The 14,045-nt window shown below is 63.2% G+C and carries 17 protein-coding genes; 10 read left to right on the forward strand and 7 right to left on the reverse strand.

Annotated elements, in window-relative coordinates; all coding sequences use genetic code 11:
- Window positions 1–3: 3 nt before the first annotated feature.
- The 5 genes from ACTIGF_RS13915 to ACTIGF_RS13935 all read right to left on the reverse strand — a co-directional run bounded on the left by ACTIGF_RS13915 (window position 4) and on the right by ACTIGF_RS13935 (window position 3,296).
- The gene (locus ACTIGF_RS13915; protein ID WP_439637443.1) at window positions 4–249 is read right to left on the reverse strand and encodes an exodeoxyribonuclease VII small subunit; all 246 of its coding nucleotides are present in this window, start codon (window positions 247–249) and stop codon (window positions 4–6) included.
- 75 nt (window positions 250–324) lie between these two features.
- The gene (locus ACTIGF_RS13920) at window positions 325–912 is read right to left on the reverse strand and encodes a histidine phosphatase family protein (protein ID WP_439637444.1); all 588 of its coding nucleotides are present in this window, start codon (window positions 910–912) and stop codon (window positions 325–327) included.
- 314 nt (window positions 913–1,226) lie between these two features.
- Window positions 1,227–2,099, reverse strand: a complete 873-nt coding sequence (locus tag ACTIGF_RS13925) for an SDR family oxidoreductase (protein WP_273146599.1) — start codon at window positions 2,097–2,099, stop codon at window positions 1,227–1,229.
- 91 nt (window positions 2,100–2,190) lie between these two features.
- Window positions 2,191–2,934 (reverse strand): signal peptidase I, encoded by a 744-nt coding sequence (lepB, locus tag ACTIGF_RS13930; protein ID WP_439637445.1) that lies wholly within the window; start codon window positions 2,932–2,934, stop codon window positions 2,191–2,193.
- A gap of 8 nt (window positions 2,935–2,942) precedes the next feature.
- Complete coding sequence (locus ACTIGF_RS13935; RefSeq protein WP_022701742.1) at window positions 2,943–3,296, reverse strand: YbjQ family protein; 354 nt, start codon at window positions 3,294–3,296, stop codon at window positions 2,943–2,945.
- Between the two features lie 217 nt (window positions 3,297–3,513).
- On the opposite strand from ACTIGF_RS13935, the gene ACTIGF_RS13940 reads away from it, so the two are divergent.
- The gene (locus tag ACTIGF_RS13940; protein WP_439637446.1) at window positions 3,514–3,891 is read left to right on the forward strand and encodes a DUF4870 family protein; all 378 of its coding nucleotides are present in this window, start codon (window positions 3,514–3,516) and stop codon (window positions 3,889–3,891) included.
- A gap of 3 nt (window positions 3,892–3,894) precedes the next feature.
- On the opposite strand, the gene ACTIGF_RS13945 is transcribed toward ACTIGF_RS13940, so the two are convergent.
- Window positions 3,895–5,679: an acyl-CoA dehydrogenase gene (locus tag ACTIGF_RS13945; protein WP_439637447.1), complete on the reverse strand. Its 1,785-nt coding sequence runs from the start codon at window positions 5,677–5,679 to the stop codon at window positions 3,895–3,897.
- A gap of 144 nt (window positions 5,680–5,823) precedes the next feature.
- Here ACTIGF_RS13945 and ACTIGF_RS13950 point away from each other — a divergent pair, with 144 nt between their 5' ends.
- From ACTIGF_RS13950 to ACTIGF_RS13990, 9 genes are all read left to right on the forward strand, one after another.
- Window positions 5,824–6,438 carry a YceI family protein gene (locus tag ACTIGF_RS13950; protein ID WP_439637448.1) on the forward strand — a complete coding sequence of 205 codons (615 nt, stop codon included), beginning with the start codon at window positions 5,824–5,826 and terminating at the stop codon, window positions 6,436–6,438.
- Window positions 6,439–6,441: 3 nt separating this feature from the next.
- Window positions 6,442–7,044, forward strand: coding sequence for a cytochrome b (locus ACTIGF_RS13955; RefSeq protein ID WP_439637449.1), 603 nt, complete (start codon window positions 6,442–6,444; stop codon window positions 7,042–7,044).
- A gap of 106 nt (window positions 7,045–7,150) precedes the next feature.
- Entirely contained in the window at window positions 7,151–7,702 is a 552-nt protein-coding gene (locus ACTIGF_RS13960; RefSeq protein ID WP_439637450.1) for a YceI family protein, read from the forward strand.
- A 40-nt stretch (window positions 7,703–7,742) separates the two neighbouring features.
- Window positions 7,743–8,726, forward strand: coding sequence for an L-threonylcarbamoyladenylate synthase (locus tag ACTIGF_RS13965; protein ID WP_439637451.1), 984 nt, complete (start codon window positions 7,743–7,745; stop codon window positions 8,724–8,726).
- 49 nt (window positions 8,727–8,775) lie between these two features.
- The gene (locus ACTIGF_RS13970; RefSeq protein ID WP_439637452.1) at window positions 8,776–9,099 is read left to right on the forward strand and encodes a GrlR family regulatory protein; all 324 of its coding nucleotides are present in this window, start codon (window positions 8,776–8,778) and stop codon (window positions 9,097–9,099) included.
- Between the two features lie 59 nt (window positions 9,100–9,158).
- Complete coding sequence (locus ACTIGF_RS13975) at window positions 9,159–10,559, forward strand: FAD-binding oxidoreductase (RefSeq protein ID WP_439637453.1); 1,401 nt, start codon at window positions 9,159–9,161, stop codon at window positions 10,557–10,559.
- An 82-nt stretch (window positions 10,560–10,641) separates the two neighbouring features.
- On the forward strand, window positions 10,642–11,421 hold the full coding sequence (yaaA, locus tag ACTIGF_RS13980; RefSeq protein ID WP_439637454.1) for a peroxide stress protein YaaA: 780 nt from the start codon (window positions 10,642–10,644) through the stop codon (window positions 11,419–11,421).
- 105 nt (window positions 11,422–11,526) lie between these two features.
- A complete protein-coding gene (locus ACTIGF_RS13985) occupies window positions 11,527–12,327 on the forward strand; it encodes a 3-hydroxybutyrate dehydrogenase (protein ID WP_439637455.1) in 801 nt (266 codons plus the stop codon).
- Window positions 12,327–13,364, forward strand: coding sequence for a patatin-like phospholipase family protein (locus ACTIGF_RS13990; RefSeq protein WP_439637456.1), 1,038 nt, complete (start codon window positions 12,327–12,329; stop codon window positions 13,362–13,364). The genes ACTIGF_RS13985 and ACTIGF_RS13990 overlap by 1 nt, the downstream gene beginning before the upstream one ends.
- Here ACTIGF_RS13990 and ACTIGF_RS13995 read toward each other — a convergent pair.
- Window positions 13,361–14,023, reverse strand: a complete 663-nt coding sequence (locus ACTIGF_RS13995) for an SOS response-associated peptidase (protein WP_439637457.1) — start codon at window positions 14,021–14,023, stop codon at window positions 13,361–13,363. The genes ACTIGF_RS13990 and ACTIGF_RS13995 overlap by 4 nt on opposite strands.
- Between the last annotated feature and the right edge of the window lie 22 nt (window positions 14,024–14,045).

Below are 14,045 nucleotides of genomic sequence, written 5' to 3' on the forward strand. Positions count from 1 at the left end.
GGATCAATCCAGATTAGCCGGCTCGGCGGAGATCGCGCCGTCGGCGACCACGATCTTCTCGACCTTGAGCTGGGCCTCTTTCAGGCGCGCTTCGCAATGCGCTTTCAGAGCGGCGCCGCGTTCATACATGGCGATGGACTTTTCAAGCTCCACCTCGCCACGCTCGAGCTGAGCCACGATGGTCTCGAGCTCTCTGAGCGCGGTTTCAAAGCTCATCTGGGCGATTTCGGCGGTGGGGGCGTCAGTCATCGCTATTGCCTTCTCATAGGGGAGGTCACGCCCCCACAATCGCGAAAGATCGCGTCGGATCAAGCCGCCAATGCGCTAGCGTTTCAGCTCATAGCGGCGCCAGGACCAGTATCCGTCCCCGCCGTCACGCACGCAGGTCCAGCCCTGACGCTTGAGTTCCGGGCGCAGCATCCGGTTGAACCAGCCATGCGCGAACAACGCCACAGCGCCGTCCTGAGAGGCGTCTACCAGCTTTTCCGCCGCAGCCGCCGCACGCACTTCGGCCTGGGCCCGGCTTTCCCCGTCGCGTGAGAAGCCCAGCCACCACGAACAGCGCGCATACACGCCCCAGGTCCGCGCCTGCAGCTTCAACGGCAGAGGCGGCGGCGGCAAGGGCGCTTCCACGAACAGGGCGTCATGCTCGATCGGGCGATCCCCCACGGCGGCGCGCGCCGTCTCGATCGCGCGGGGCAAAGTGGAGGAATAGAGCGTTTTCGCCAGCGCGGCCTGTTCAACCAGACAGTCCGGCGCGCTCTGGCCGGGTTTCAGCCCGGCGCGATCATACGCCGCCCACCAGTCCACATAGCCGCGCCAGTCCATGCGCGCCCGACGGTCAGCGTCAGGCTCGCCATGTCTCGCGATGATGATGGGGCCCGGCTTGGCCGGGCTGTCGGCTTTGGTCATGAACGGTCTTGAGCGATCTTGATGAAAACGCGCCGTCATCCCTGCCTCGCCCAGGCACGGTGACGCCAGCTCCACGCCCCCCGTCGTGCGAGCGTCAGCCCCCAAGAGTCAAGCGTGAGGGGAGTGGTACCCGCCCTCCCCCATAGAGACAAGCCGGGAAGACGCGCGCGTGTGCTAACAGGCCGATGCGCCCACAAAAGACGCCGCCCCGTACAGCTGCACTGTCCAAACTGTCTCTGTGTCAGATCCCATGGGCCGGATATGATTCGGCCCCTCGGCGCCCCGGCGATGGTCATCGCCGGGGCTTTTTTTGCCTAATGGCTTGGATCGATGCTCATGATCTTGACGCCTTCAGGGGCTTTGGGCTCCTCGGGAACGAAGAAGTCCGGCAACAGCTCCTGTGACGGGTCGACGGCGAACTGATCAAGATCGGTGACGCCTTCGCTCACAAGGAAGCTGTCATCAATCAGGAAATTGCCGGTGAACTCGGACGCCGGCTTGGTGAGCACGCGATAGGCGGTCTCGGCCAGGATGTCGGGCTTGCGGCAGTTCTTGAACGCATCCTCGCCCGCCAGAACATTGGCGATGGCGGCGGTGGCGACGGCGGTGCGCGGCCAGATGGCGTTCGCGGCGATCTTGCCTTTGAACTCGCCCGCCCAACCCAGAATGCACAGGCTCATGCCGTATTTCGCCGAAGTATAGGCCACATGCGGCGCGAACCATTGCTCGCGCATGTCGAGCGGCGGCGACAGCGCCAGAATGTGCGGGTTCTCGGACTTTTCGAGGTAGGGCAAGCATTTCTGGGTCACCAGAAAAGTGCCGCGCGCGTTGACCTGATGCATCAGGTCCCAGCGCTTGATCGGGGTGTCCTTGGTGGGCATCGGGAAGATGGCCGAGGCGTTGTTGACCACGATGTCGATGCCGCCAAACGTCTCGACCGCCTTGGCGACGGCGGCGTCCACGCTCGCTTCATCGCGGATGTCGCACACCAGAGGCAGCGCCTTGCCGCCCGCTTTTTCAACCGCTTCGGCGGCGGTGTAGATGGTGCCCGCCAGCTTGGGATGGGGTTGGTCGGTTTTGGCGGCGATGACGATGTTGGCGCCGTCGCGCGCACAACGCTCAGCGATCGCCTGACCAATGCCGCGGCTGGCGCCGGTGATGAAAAGGGTCTTTCCCTTCAAGCTCATACGAATTCTCCCGCTCCTGGATGGAGCGGGAGAATAACAGCGTTATACCTGAAAGGACAGACTCGAAGCCACAGAGGCTGCAAGCTGACGCCTAGATCGGGCGCCAGACCCGCCAGCCCGGACAGGTCATGCCGTCTTCGCGGCGGCACGAGGCGAAGGTGAACAGCACGGTCCAGGCTTTGCCCACGACCAGATCACGATGCACATAACCGATCCCGCGCGAGGCGCGGCTGTCAAGCGAGGCGTCGCGGTTGTCGCCCATCAGGAAGAGATGGTTTTCGGGCACATTGAACGGTCCCACATTATCGAGCGCTGCAGAATCAGACCGCTCATAGATCTCGTGGACGTCGCCGCCGGGCAGGGTCTCGATATAGACTGCGGCCTCGACAGTGTCGCCTTCGCGGTCGCGGTACTGAACCACGCCTTCAGGATCGCGCGGCACCAGCTCATCATTGATGTACAGACGTCCCGCTCGCATCTCGATCCGGTCCCCCGGAAGCCCGATGACGCGTTTGATCAGATTGATGTCCTGTGCGGGATCGCGGACCACGACCACATCGCCGCGCTTGGGCGTCGAGCCCAGCAAGCGGCCCGACCAGCTGTCCGGCAGCATATAGCCCAGGCCCAGCGGCAAGGAGTGGCGCGAATATCCGTACGCAAATTTCGACACCAGAACGCGATCGCCCACCTGGATGGCGGGCTGCATGCTTTCTGACGGAATGTGAAACGCGGCGAACACGAACGTGACCAACACGAACCAGACCGCGACAACGCCCCCTAGAAAGCGGATCGTCTCACCCACTTCCGAAACCGCCTTGCCGCCGAAACGGCGCACTCTTTCATTCATTTCAGCTTTACCGCCGTTCCATAGGCGAGCACTTCCGCCGTGCCTTCCATGACCGCAGCGGTGGAGAAACGGAATGTGACGACCGCATCCGCTCCCATCTCTTCGGCATGGCTGACCAACCGGCCCAGCGCTTGTTCCCGCGCCTCGGCCATCAGCTTGGTGTACTCGCTGACTTCGCCCCCGACCAGATTGCGTAATCCGGCCACAAAATCACGTCCAAAAAACCGTGCGCGAACCACGCTGCCGCGTGCAATCCCGATGACGGCTTCGACTTCATGGCCGGGAATATCGTCGGCCATGGTCACAAGCACGGGGGCGCGCGTCGCGGGATGTTCAGGGGTGTTGCTCATGGAAAGCCCTTCAAAACAAACCTGTTAACCCAGCAAATTGCTCGCACCACAATCACACAGAGAAAGTTAAAGATTAACTCGCACGGGTCACTTCACAATGCTTATTGGCGCCTGACAAGGCAGTGGGTGACTCGCTCTTCACTTGACGCGACAGGAGCGCCTGAGCTGAGCTATAAAGGTCACAGAACAAGCAGCAGACAGTTTGCGGAGTAAAGACATGGCCCCCACCGACACTCAGGATGACGCTCCGACCAGCGCGCGCGACCAGAACGGGGACCGCATTCTGGCGGTGATCAACTACGCCCTGCTGCTGGTGGGGATCAGCAATGGCCTGACCGTGCTGATCGCCGCCATCCTCGCCTATGTGCGCAAGGACAACGCCGATCCGCTGGTGGAAAACCACTTCCAGTTTCAGATCCGGACCTTCTGGTACTGGCTGGCCATGGTGATCGTGGGCGCGCTGACCTGGATCTTCCTGATCGGCATCCTGATCCTGCTGATCGCCAATATCTGGCTGGCCATCCGGTCGGTGGTGGGGCTGATCCGTCTGGTGGACGGCCGCCCGCACTCTGACCCGACCGGGTTCTGGATCTAGCGCCTAGGCGCTGGCCAGCACGGCTTCACCCGGTCCAAAGACCGGGTCATAGCCCAGCTTGATTTCGCCCAGGAGGCCCGCCGCGCCTTTCAGCGCGGTCTGGGCGAAGATGTTGGCGATGGCGATGCGCGCCTGGGCGTAGCTCTCCTCGCCATCGGCTTCCTTGAGCTTGCGCTGGGCCGCGACGGCGCCCACGCAGAGCAGCCAGCCGCCGGTCACATCGCCCGCCAGTTTGAGATAGGCGGTGGCGCCGGCGAGGCGGTCGGCGTCGCTGGCGTCCAGCATCCATTTGGTGGCGTCTTCCAACGCGTCACACGCCGGTTTCAGGGCGTCCGCCAGCACCGGCAATTCCGGGTTCGAGCTGGTGATGCAGTCTTCGATGGTCTGACGCACATCCTCGATCAGCTCGTCCATGGCGGTCCCGCCATCGCGCGCCAGCTTGCGGCCCACCAGGTCGATCGCCTGAATGCCGTTGGTGCCTTCATAGATCGGGGCGATGCGTGAATCGCGCAAATGCTGGGCGGCGCCGGTTTCCTCGATGAAGCCCATGCCGCCATGCACCTGAACGCCCATGGAGGCGACATCCACGCCCATATCGGTGCACCAGGCCTTGGCGATCGGGATCATCAGGTCTTCCCGGCGCTTGGACCAGGCCTTCTCGTCGGCGTCATCCATATGCTCGCCCAGATCGGCCTCGACCGCGGCGTGATAGCAAATGGCGCGGCCGGCCTCGATTTTCGCCTTCATCACCGCCAGCGTGCGGCGCACGTCGGGGTGATGGATGATCTCGTGCGGGCCATGGTCGTCCATATTGATGGCGCGGCCCTGCTTGCGGTCCTGGGCGTATGCGAGCGCTTGCTGATAGGCGCGCTCGGCGATGCCGACGCCCTGCACGCCCACATTCAGACGCGCCGAGTTCATCATGATGAACATCGCCGCCATGCCCTTGAACTCGTCGCCCAGCAGCCAGCCTTTGGCGCCGTCATATTCCATGGTGCAGGTAGGCGAGCCGTGAATGCCCATCTTGTGCTCGAGCCCGATGGCCTGCAGCGAGTTGCGCTCGCCGGGTTCGCCGTTCGCGTCGGGAAGGAATTTCGGCACGATGAAGAGCGAGATGCCCTTGGTGCCCGCCGCCCCGTCCGGCGTGCGCGCCAGAACCAGATGGATGATGTTGTCGGCGCAGTCGTGCTCGCCCCAGGTGATGTAGATTTTCTGGCCCGAGATCGCCCAGGAGCCGTCGCCATTGGGCTCGGCCTTGGTGCGCAGCGCGCCCACATCCGATCCCGCGCCCGGCTCGGTCAAATTCATCGTGGCGGTCCACTCGCCCGACATGATCTTGGCGAGATACAGATCGCGCTGTTCGTCCGTGCCGACGGCGATCAGGGATTCAATCGCGCCGAAGGACAGCATCGGTCCCAAGCCGAACGCCATGTTGGACGATTGCAGCATCTCCATCAGCGCGCAGCCCAGCGCCTTGGGCAGGCCCATGCCGCCCATATCGGTGGGAAATTGCAGACCCTGCCAGCCGCCTTCGACATATTGCGCATAGGCGTTCTTGAAGCCGTCCGGCGTGGTCACGGCGCCGTCTTTCAGGGTGCAGCCCTGCTGGTCGCCGGTCCAGTTGAGCGGCGCCAGCACGTCATTGGCGAGCTTGGCGGCCTCATCGAGGATGGCAGGCGTCAGGTCGGAGGAGAATTCAGGGAACACTCCCGTCGCCTTCACACTGTCCAGCGCAGCGATTTCTTCCAGGGCGAAACGGATATCGCGAACCGGGGCGCGGTAGCTCATGGTGACACTTCCCTTCCAGCAGGATCATTTGGTCCGAACATAGCGCGTTTGCTGCAAAGCGGGAGTCGCCCGGATGGGATTTGATCAGAGCACTCGCATTACAGGTCTTTCCAACCTAGTTTCACAGGCAGAGGAGACCGGCTTATGACAGTGCTGCGCATGCTCACCTTTACGCTGATCGCAACTCTCCTCAGCGCCTGCGTCTCGGCGCCCACGCTGGAGCCGGCGCGTTTGCCGCCCGGCGAGTGGCGGCTGGACCCGGCCCACGCCAGCGCGGTCTGGCGCATCCGGCACATGGGCCTGTCGTGGTACACCGGGCGCTTTGAAACCATCGAGGCGCAGCTCAGCTTTGACGCCGCCAGCCCGGAAGACGCCCGGCTGACCGCCATCATCGAGGCCGCCTCGATCTCCACCGGCGATCCGGAGTTTGATCAAACCCTGTGCCGCGCTAGCTGGTTTGATTGCGACGCCCATCCGCAGATCGTCTTTCGGTCTGAGCGGATAGAGGTGACCGGCCCGGACACCGGTCTGATCCACGGTCAGCTGACCCTGAAAGGGGTCACGCAGCCAGCCGTTCTGGAAACACAGTTTTACGGCGGCGTCTTCAACCCCCTCGAAGCCCGCCAGGCCTTGGGGTTCGGCGCGGATATGACAATTAACCGCACTGAATTCGGGGTCGGACGGCTTCCCGGAAACCTGATCGGCGATACAGTGGTCATCCGAATCGAAGCGGAATTCCTTCGCGAACGAGGAGACTAAGCCATGTCCGCCACCACCTCCCAACGCTATACGACTGTCGCCATCATCCTGCACTGGGTGATCGCGGCCATGCTGGTGTCCATGGTGTTCGTGGGCTGGTGGATGGAGGATTTGCGCCACGCCCTGCTGGATGGCACGGGATCGGTGACGCTGACCCAGGCGGTCTATAACTGGCACAAGACTGCGGGTCTGATCATTCTCGTTTTGTCGCTGGCGCGGCTGGCCTGGCGTTTGACGCATAAAGCACCGCCCCTGCCCGAGGGCATGAAACCCTGGGAGCGTTTCGCGGCGCAATTCACCCATATCGCCTTTTACGGCGTCATGCTCGGCGCGCCGATCATGGGCTGGATCACGGCGTCGGCCTCCAGCTTCCCTTCCAAGCTTTTCAATCTCGACGGTTTTCTGCTGCCCCATTTGCCGGTGCCGCAAACGGAAAGCTTTGCCTCGCTGGCCGGGTCGGTCCACGGCGCAGCGGGGTGGGCGATCCTGATCTTGCTGGCGCTGCATGCCGGCGCTGCGCTGAAGCACCATATCCTGGACCGGGACGGCGTCCTGACCCGCATGATCCCGGGGCTGAACATCCCGCCGCAGACCGGTCGCGACTGACCGTTTCCAGTTCGGAAGCGGAGCTGTGCCCCGTCGCCGACTTGTGGCGCGGTCAGATCGACGTATCTGTATGGGCCTGAAATGGATCGCGCCCAGGAGCATCGCCATGCGCCCGTTTATCGCCCTCGCCCCGCTCGCCTTGCTGATGAGCACCCCCGCCCTCGCCCAGTCTGACGCCTGGGTCGTGGATTACGACGCCAGCTCGGTGGGCCTTCAGACCGAGGTCTTCGGAAGCACAATCCAGGGTGATTTCCCGCAATTTTCCGCCGATATCCGCCTCGACCCCGAAGACCTGTCCGACGCCCGCATCGAAGCGGTCGTGCAGGCCGGCTCCGGTCAGCTTGATGCTGCTGAACGCCAGTCCGACATGGAGGGCGAAGCCGGGCTGAATCCGTCCGAGCACCCCGAGATGCGCTTTGTGTCTGAGGCGATCACGCGCGAAGGCGACACCTACACAGCGCTTGGAACGCTCACCATCAAGGGCGTTTCCCAAGAGCAAACGCTGACCTTCACCCTCGACGTCACAGATGATCGCGGCGTCGCCGAGGGCGGCTTCACGCTCGCCCGCAGCGATTTTGGCGTCGGCGCACGTGATTGGGGCGCCGCCGCCGCCCAGATTGACGTGCGGGTGCATATCGAGGCCGTGCGCGCAGACTAGCTCGATTGCGCCGCCTCCTGACGAACGCTACCTAACCGCCATGACACGCCCCAGCCAGCCCCCTGACACCCCGGTCCTGCCGGCGGACGATCCAGACGCGCTTGAACAGGCTGTCGGCATCCTGAAGGCGGGCGGCTGCGTGGCCGTTCCCACCGAAACCGTTTACGGGCTGGCGTGCGACGCCACTAATCCGCAAGCGGTGGCGGGCGTGTACGAGGCCAAAGGGCGTCCCAGCTTCAATCCTTTGATCTGTCATGTGGATACGCATGCGCGCGCCCGGAGCCTCATTGAACTCGATGATCTGGGCCTGGCGCTGGCGGAGCGGTTCTGGCCCGGCCCGCTGACACTGGTCGCCCCCAAGCGCACGCCCTCCCCGGTCAGCGATCTGGCGGCGGCGGGTCTGGACAGCCTGGCCGTGCGTTTGCCGCGCTCAGACACATTGCGCACGCTGGTGCAGCGCTTGGACGCGCCGCTGGCGGCGCCCAGCGCCAATGCGTCGGGCACGATCAGCCCCACCACCGCCGAACACGTGAAAGACAGCCTGAACGGACGCATTCACCTGATCCTGGACGGCGGTCCCTGCCCGGTGGGCGTGGAGAGCACGATCGTCTCACTGCTGGAACACGCCCATCCGGTGATTCTTCGCCCGGGCGGCGTCGCCAGAGATGCTCTGGAAGCGCTCTGCGGAGTCATGACGCACCCCGTCCAAACGAATCACAGTGCGCCGACAGCGCCGGGTCAGCTGACGTCTCACTACGCGCCAAGCGCGAGTGTGCGACTGAACGCAACCCAGCCAGCAGCGAACGAGTCCTATTTGGCGTTTGGCGCGCAACCGAAAGGCGATGATGTTGTATTTTTTGACCTTTCCCCAAGCGGCGACCTAGTCGAAGCGGCCGCAAACCTGTTTACTGGTTTGCGCTGGCTGGACAGGGTCAGCGACCGCATCGCCGTCGCGCCGATACCGGAAACCGGATTGGGCGAGGCGATAAACGACCGCCTCAGACGGGCAGCTGCAGAGCGTTAGAACAACTGCTCAAGGTTGCGTTCAGACTCTGGATGATAAGACGCAAGCTATGCAAAACGGTCTTTATATCGCCTCCTTCCGCACCCCGCTTGATGACGCCAAAGGCGTCATCATTGTCCAGGACAGCCGCGTTCTGGGCGGGGATTCTGGCATGTATTATGTCGGCAGTGTTTCAGGTCCTGAAAGCGAGCTTCAGGTGAAGATGGTGGTCACAAACCATGACCCGTCCCGCCTGTCGGTCTTTGGCGAATTTGATAAATTCGCCCTGACCCTGACCGGAAAGCGCGAAGGCGACGCCTATGTCTTTCAGGGCCGGGCCGACGCCGCGCCTTCCATGCGCTTTGAAGCTGTGCTGGAAAAAGCCGCAGATTAACCGCTGCAGGCGTCTTTGGGCTCTTGTTCTATCCAATGCGGCGGTTGCACACTGCCGCCATGAGCACCGAGACCCTGACCGCCCTGAAAGCCGCCCTCGATCCAAAAGCGTGGAGCGAGGACCCTGATGAACTCGCCCCCCATGTGCGCGATTGGCGCGGGCGGTATCAAGGCGCGTCACCGCTTCTGCTCAAACCCTCCACCACCCAGGAGGTGAGCCGCATCCTGTCGATGTGCAATGCGGCGGGTGTGAAGGTGATCCCGCAAAGCGGCAATACCGGCCTTGTGGGCGGCTCAACGCCCCAAGGCGAAGTCGTGCTGTCCTTGAAACGGATGAACGCCATCCGCGCCATCGATCCGGACAATGACTCGCTCACATGCGAGGCGGGGGCGATCCTGGAAAGCGTGCAAGGCGCGGCGAAAGACGCCGGCAAGCTGTTCCCGCTCTCACTGGGCGCGCAAGGCTCGGCGATGATCGGCGGGCTGATCTCCACAAACGCCGGCGGCGTGCATGTGCTGCGCTATGGCATGATGCGCGATCTGGTGCTGGGCCTCGAAGCCGTCTTGCCCGATGGCCGCGTCCTGTCGGACCTGTCCGGCCTGCGCAAGGACAATACGGGCTATGACCTCAAACAGCTCTTCATCGGCGCGGAAGGCACGCTGGGCGTGGTCACCGCGGCGACGCTGAAACTGTTCGCGCGCCCCGCCTCCACCGCCGTCGCCATTGCGGCTGTCGAGAGCCCGGCTCAGGCGGTCGAGTTGCTGGGCCACATGAAAGACGCCACCGGCTCGGTCGCCGCGTTCGAACTGATGCCGAAAATCGGGCTGGACCTCGCCGTGCATCATTTGCCCGGCGCGCGCCATCCGCTGGACTCAGATCCCGCCTGGACTGTGCTGATCGAACTGGTCAGCCCTGAAATCGACCGCGCCCAGTCGCTGATGGAAAGCGCGCTCGAAACCGCCTTTGAAAAAGGCCTCGTCTCGGACGCCGCCCTGGCGCAGACCGAAGCGCAAATGGCCGAATTCTGGGCCCTGCGCGAGGGCATTCCCGAAGCGGAAAAAGCCCATGGCAAGGCCGCCAAGCACGATGTCTCGGTGCCGGTCTCACGCATGCCCGCCTTTATGGAAGAGGCGACCGCGAAGGCCGAAGCCATGATGGACGACGCCCTGATCATCGCCTTTGGCCATGTGGGCGACGGCAATGTCCATTTTAATGTCGCCCGCAAACAGCCCGGATCTGGCGATGATTTCGTGGCGTCTTGCGCCCCGGTTACAGAGGCGATCTATGACCTGGTGGACAAGCATGGCGGCTCGATCAGCGCCGAGCATGGCGTCGGCGTGCTCAAACGCGAAGAGCTGGCTCGGCGCAAGCCCGTCGAAGTCGCGGTCATGCGCGCCATCAAGAACACCCTCGACCCCAACGCCATCATGAATCCGCGGGTGATGCTGGATATAGACTGAGCCTATAAGGCCGACCGGTTAAATTGATTGGCGCCGCCAGGGTCCCGCCCCTATCTCTGCCGTATAGCTGACGGAGACGCCCATGCTGATTCTGCTTTCGCCCGCCAAGAAACTCGATTTCTCAGAGCGCGGTCACGCCCCGACCGCGACCCGCCCGGCCCTGATGGACCGCACGAAAGAGCTGTCGAAAACCACTGCGAAACTGTCGGCGAGCGAAATCAAATCCCTGATGCATCTCAGCGATGATCTGGCGGATTTGAACCGCGAGCGCTTCAAGGCGTTTGATCCAGACAGCACCGAAGGCCGTCCGGCGGCGATGGCGTTTAATGGCGAGGTCTATTCGGGTCTGGACGCGCCGTCCCTGTCCGCTGAAGACCTGCAATGGGCGCAGCAACGCCTGCGCATCCTGTCAGGCCTATATGGCGCCTTGCGGCCGCTCGATACGATCCAGCCCTATCGTCTTGAGATGGGCACGCGCCTGCAAACACCCAAGGGCGGCAATCTGTATGACTTCTGGGGCGAGGATATCGCCGATCTGCTGAAGTCCGATCTTGAAGGCCATCCGTCAAAGACCGTGATCAATCTGGCGTCCAACGAGTATTCCAAGGCGGCGAAGCTGAAATCACTGGGCGTTCCGGTGATCAGCGTCGATTTCAAGGAAGAAAAAGACGGCCAGCTCCGCGCCCTGATGGTCTACGCCAAGAAGGCGCGCGGCCTGATGGCGCGCTGGATCATCGAGAACCGGATCGAGGACCCCAAAAAGCTGCCCGAATTCAGCGTGGACGGCTATCGCTTTGATGCGGACGGCTCGACGGAATCCACCTTGCTGTTCACGCGTCCGCAGCCGCCGAAGAAAAGCTAGCGCAAAGAGCGCGCAGGCCTGATATCAGGCGTTTTGCGGACTTGACGCCGCTGCAAAATTCATCACCTGTTGAAGCTCTGGATACCTGTCTTCTGGAGACCCTGAATGAGCTCAATCCGCGTGGACCTGTCCGGTCATGTCGCCGTCATCACCGGCTCTTCATCCGGCATCGGCCTGCATCTGGCCGAGGGACTGGCGGCGAACGGCGCCGACATCGTGCTCAACGGTCTTGGCGATCCCGATGAAATCGAAAAAGAGCGCCAGCGTCTCGCCGATGCCTATGGCGTCACCGTGCTCTATCACGGCGCCAACATGCTCAAGCCCGACGAGATCGCGGATCTGATCGCCTTCACGGCGCGCGAACTTGGCCGCCTGGATATTCTGGTCAATTGCGCCGGCATCCAGCACGTGGCGCCGATCGAGGACTTCCCCACAGACAAATGGGACGCCATCATCGGCATCAACCTGACCAGCGCCTTTCACACGATGAAGCACGCCGTGCCGATCATGCGCGAACAGGGACGAGGCCGGATCGTCAACATCGCCTCGGCCCACGCTCTGCGCGCCAGCCCGTACAAGGCGGCCTATGTGTCGGCCAAGCACGGCCTGATGGGACTGACCAAGACCGTGGCGCTGGAAACCGCGGAAGACGGCGTCACCGTCAATTGCATCAATCCGGGCTATGTGAAGACGCCGCTGGTGGAGAACCAGATCGCGGACACCGCCAAGGCGCGCGGCATTTCCGAAGACGAGGTGGTGCGTGACGTCATGCTGTCCGCCCAACCCACCAAGAAGTTCGTCACCTATTCCGAGCTGGTGGGCGCGCTTCTCTATCTCGTCAGTGATGACGGGGCGAATGTGAACGGCAACGCCATCACCATTGATGGCGGATGGACGGCGAAATAATGAGACCCGGGTCGACCTCCTCACCGTCGACCCGCAAGCGGTCAGAAACGCCCCGGCCCGTCTCACTCGCCCTCCAAGGCGGCGGCGCGCATGGCGCCTTCACCTGGGGCGTTCTGGACGCCCTTCTTGAAGACGGGCGACTGTCCACCAAAGCCATCAGCGCCACCAGCGCCGGCGCCATGAACGCCTGCGCCCTGGCCATGGGTCAGATGCGCGGCGGGACAGAGGGCGCGCGCGAGGCGCTCGACGACTTCTGGCGCGCCGTGTCCCGGGCGGGCGGCGGCTTCCTGCGCGCGCCGGGCCTGTTCAAGTTCGCGCCCTGGCTGGACGCCCTGACCCGGCTGACCAGCCCGTATGACACCAACCCGTTCGGCTATGATCCGCTGAGCCATATCCTGGACCGGCAAATCGATTTTGACGCCGTGCATGCCTGCCAGGATATCGAGCTGTTCATCGCCGCGACCTGCGTGACCACAGGGCGCAGCCGCGTTTTCAGTGGAGAGGCGGTGACACGGGATGCGGTTCGCGCTTCCGCGACGCTGCCCTTCATCCATCAGGCGGTCGAAATAGACGGCGAGCCGTTCTGGGATGGCGGGTTCACCGGCAACCCCGCGCTCTGGCCGCTGTTTTACGCCGATGCGCCCCAGGATGTGCTGATCGTGCACATCAATCCCATGGAGCGCGCCGGCACGCCGAAAACGGCGGAAGAAATCCTCAACCGGGTCAACGAGATCACCTTCAACGCCAGTCTGTTGGCGGAATTACGCGCCATCGCCTTCGTCAAGCGCCTGATCAAGGACGATCTGCTCAAGGACCCGCGCAAGGCCCGGCTGAGCGATATCCGCCTGCATTCGATCCGCGCCGATGACGCGCTCTCGCAGTTTCCTGCCTCCAGCAAATACGACGCCAGCTGGGGCTTTCTCACTGATCTGCGCGACCGGGGCCGCGAGGCGGCGAACACCTGGCTGGAGACCTGCGTCGACAAGGTGGGGCATGACTCCAGCGTGGATGTGCGCAAGGAGTTTCTCGGCGATTAGCCTGACTCTGCCTCGATCAGACTGGCGTCATTCTCACGCACCGCATTCACCCGTATCGACGCCTTGCGCAGCGTCAGCGCGCCCTCCGGCGGCGCCTTGAGAAAGGGCTGCGGGTCCGTCTCGGGGTTCAACCAGTCCGCAAACCGCCCCTCCGGGATGAAGACCGGGCTGCGATGGTGGATATGGGCGATATCGGAACTGGCCGCCGTGGTGAGAATGGCGAAGCTGTCCACGCGGTCCGCGCCCTCGCCCCAGCGCTCCCACACGCCCGCCATCACCATGGGCTGGCCGTCCGTGCGGGTGATGTACCAGGGCTGTTTGGCGCCGGTCTCATCCCTGGACCATTCATAAAACCCGTCCGCGGGGATCAAAGCCCGACGGCGTTGCAAGGCCTGGCGGAAGCTGGGCTTGTCGGCGGCGGTTTCAGACCGGGCGTTGATCAGGGGCTTGGAGCCGTCAGGGCCTGCCTTTGACCAGTGCGGCACCAGCCCCCAGCGCACTGTCGTCAGACGAAAATCAGCCTGCCGCCCAAGACGGATAATCGGCAAAGCCTGGGTCGGCGCCGCATTCCAGCTGGGCGGGTAATTCAAACGATCCAGCTTGCCGAACAGGGCTTCGAGCTGGACCAGGCTCAAACTCATGACATAACGACCACACATACCCTTTCCTCCCGTCTGCATG

The organism is Oceanicaulis sp. (assembly GCF_051859625.1).
GTDB lineage: Bacteria > Pseudomonadota > Alphaproteobacteria > Caulobacterales > Maricaulaceae > Oceanicaulis.

Coding starts and splice junctions, on each gene's coding strand:
- ACTIGF_RS13965 (WP_439637451.1), top strand. CDS start 7,743: ATGACACGCCCCAGCCAGCCCCCTGACACCCCGGTCCTGCCGGCGGAC.
- ACTIGF_RS13925 (WP_273146599.1), bottom strand. CDS start 2,099: ATGAGCTTGAAGGGAAAGACCCTTTTCATCACCGGCGCCAGCCGCGGC.
- ACTIGF_RS13940 (WP_439637446.1), top strand. CDS start 3,514: ATGGCCCCCACCGACACTCAGGATGACGCTCCGACCAGCGCGCGCGAC.
- ACTIGF_RS13970 (WP_439637452.1), top strand. CDS start 8,776: ATGCAAAACGGTCTTTATATCGCCTCCTTCCGCACCCCGCTTGATGAC.
- ACTIGF_RS13985 (WP_439637455.1), top strand. CDS start 11,527: ATGAGCTCAATCCGCGTGGACCTGTCCGGTCATGTCGCCGTCATCACC.
- ACTIGF_RS13950 (WP_439637448.1), top strand. CDS start 5,824: ATGACAGTGCTGCGCATGCTCACCTTTACGCTGATCGCAACTCTCCTC.
- ACTIGF_RS13915 (WP_439637443.1), bottom strand. CDS start 249: ATGACTGACGCCCCCACCGCCGAAATCGCCCAGATGAGCTTTGAAACC.
- ACTIGF_RS13995 (WP_439637457.1), bottom strand. CDS start 14,023: ATGTGTGGTCGTTATGTCATGAGTTTGAGCCTGGTCCAGCTCGAAGCC.
- ACTIGF_RS13990 (WP_439637456.1), top strand. CDS start 12,327: ATGAGACCCGGGTCGACCTCCTCACCGTCGACCCGCAAGCGGTCAGAA.
- yaaA (WP_439637454.1), top strand. CDS start 10,642: ATGCTGATTCTGCTTTCGCCCGCCAAGAAACTCGATTTCTCAGAGCGC.
- ACTIGF_RS13960 (WP_439637450.1), top strand. CDS start 7,151: ATGCGCCCGTTTATCGCCCTCGCCCCGCTCGCCTTGCTGATGAGCACC.
- ACTIGF_RS13920 (WP_439637444.1), bottom strand. CDS start 912: ATGACCAAAGCCGACAGCCCGGCCAAGCCGGGCCCCATCATCATCGCG.
- ACTIGF_RS13935 (WP_022701742.1), bottom strand. CDS start 3,296: ATGAGCAACACCCCTGAACATCCCGCGACGCGCGCCCCCGTGCTTGTG.
- ACTIGF_RS13955 (WP_439637449.1), top strand. CDS start 6,442: ATGTCCGCCACCACCTCCCAACGCTATACGACTGTCGCCATCATCCTG.
- ACTIGF_RS13945 (WP_439637447.1), bottom strand. CDS start 5,679: ATGAGCTACCGCGCCCCGGTTCGCGATATCCGTTTCGCCCTGGAAGAA.
- ACTIGF_RS13975 (WP_439637453.1), top strand. CDS start 9,159: ATGAGCACCGAGACCCTGACCGCCCTGAAAGCCGCCCTCGATCCAAAA.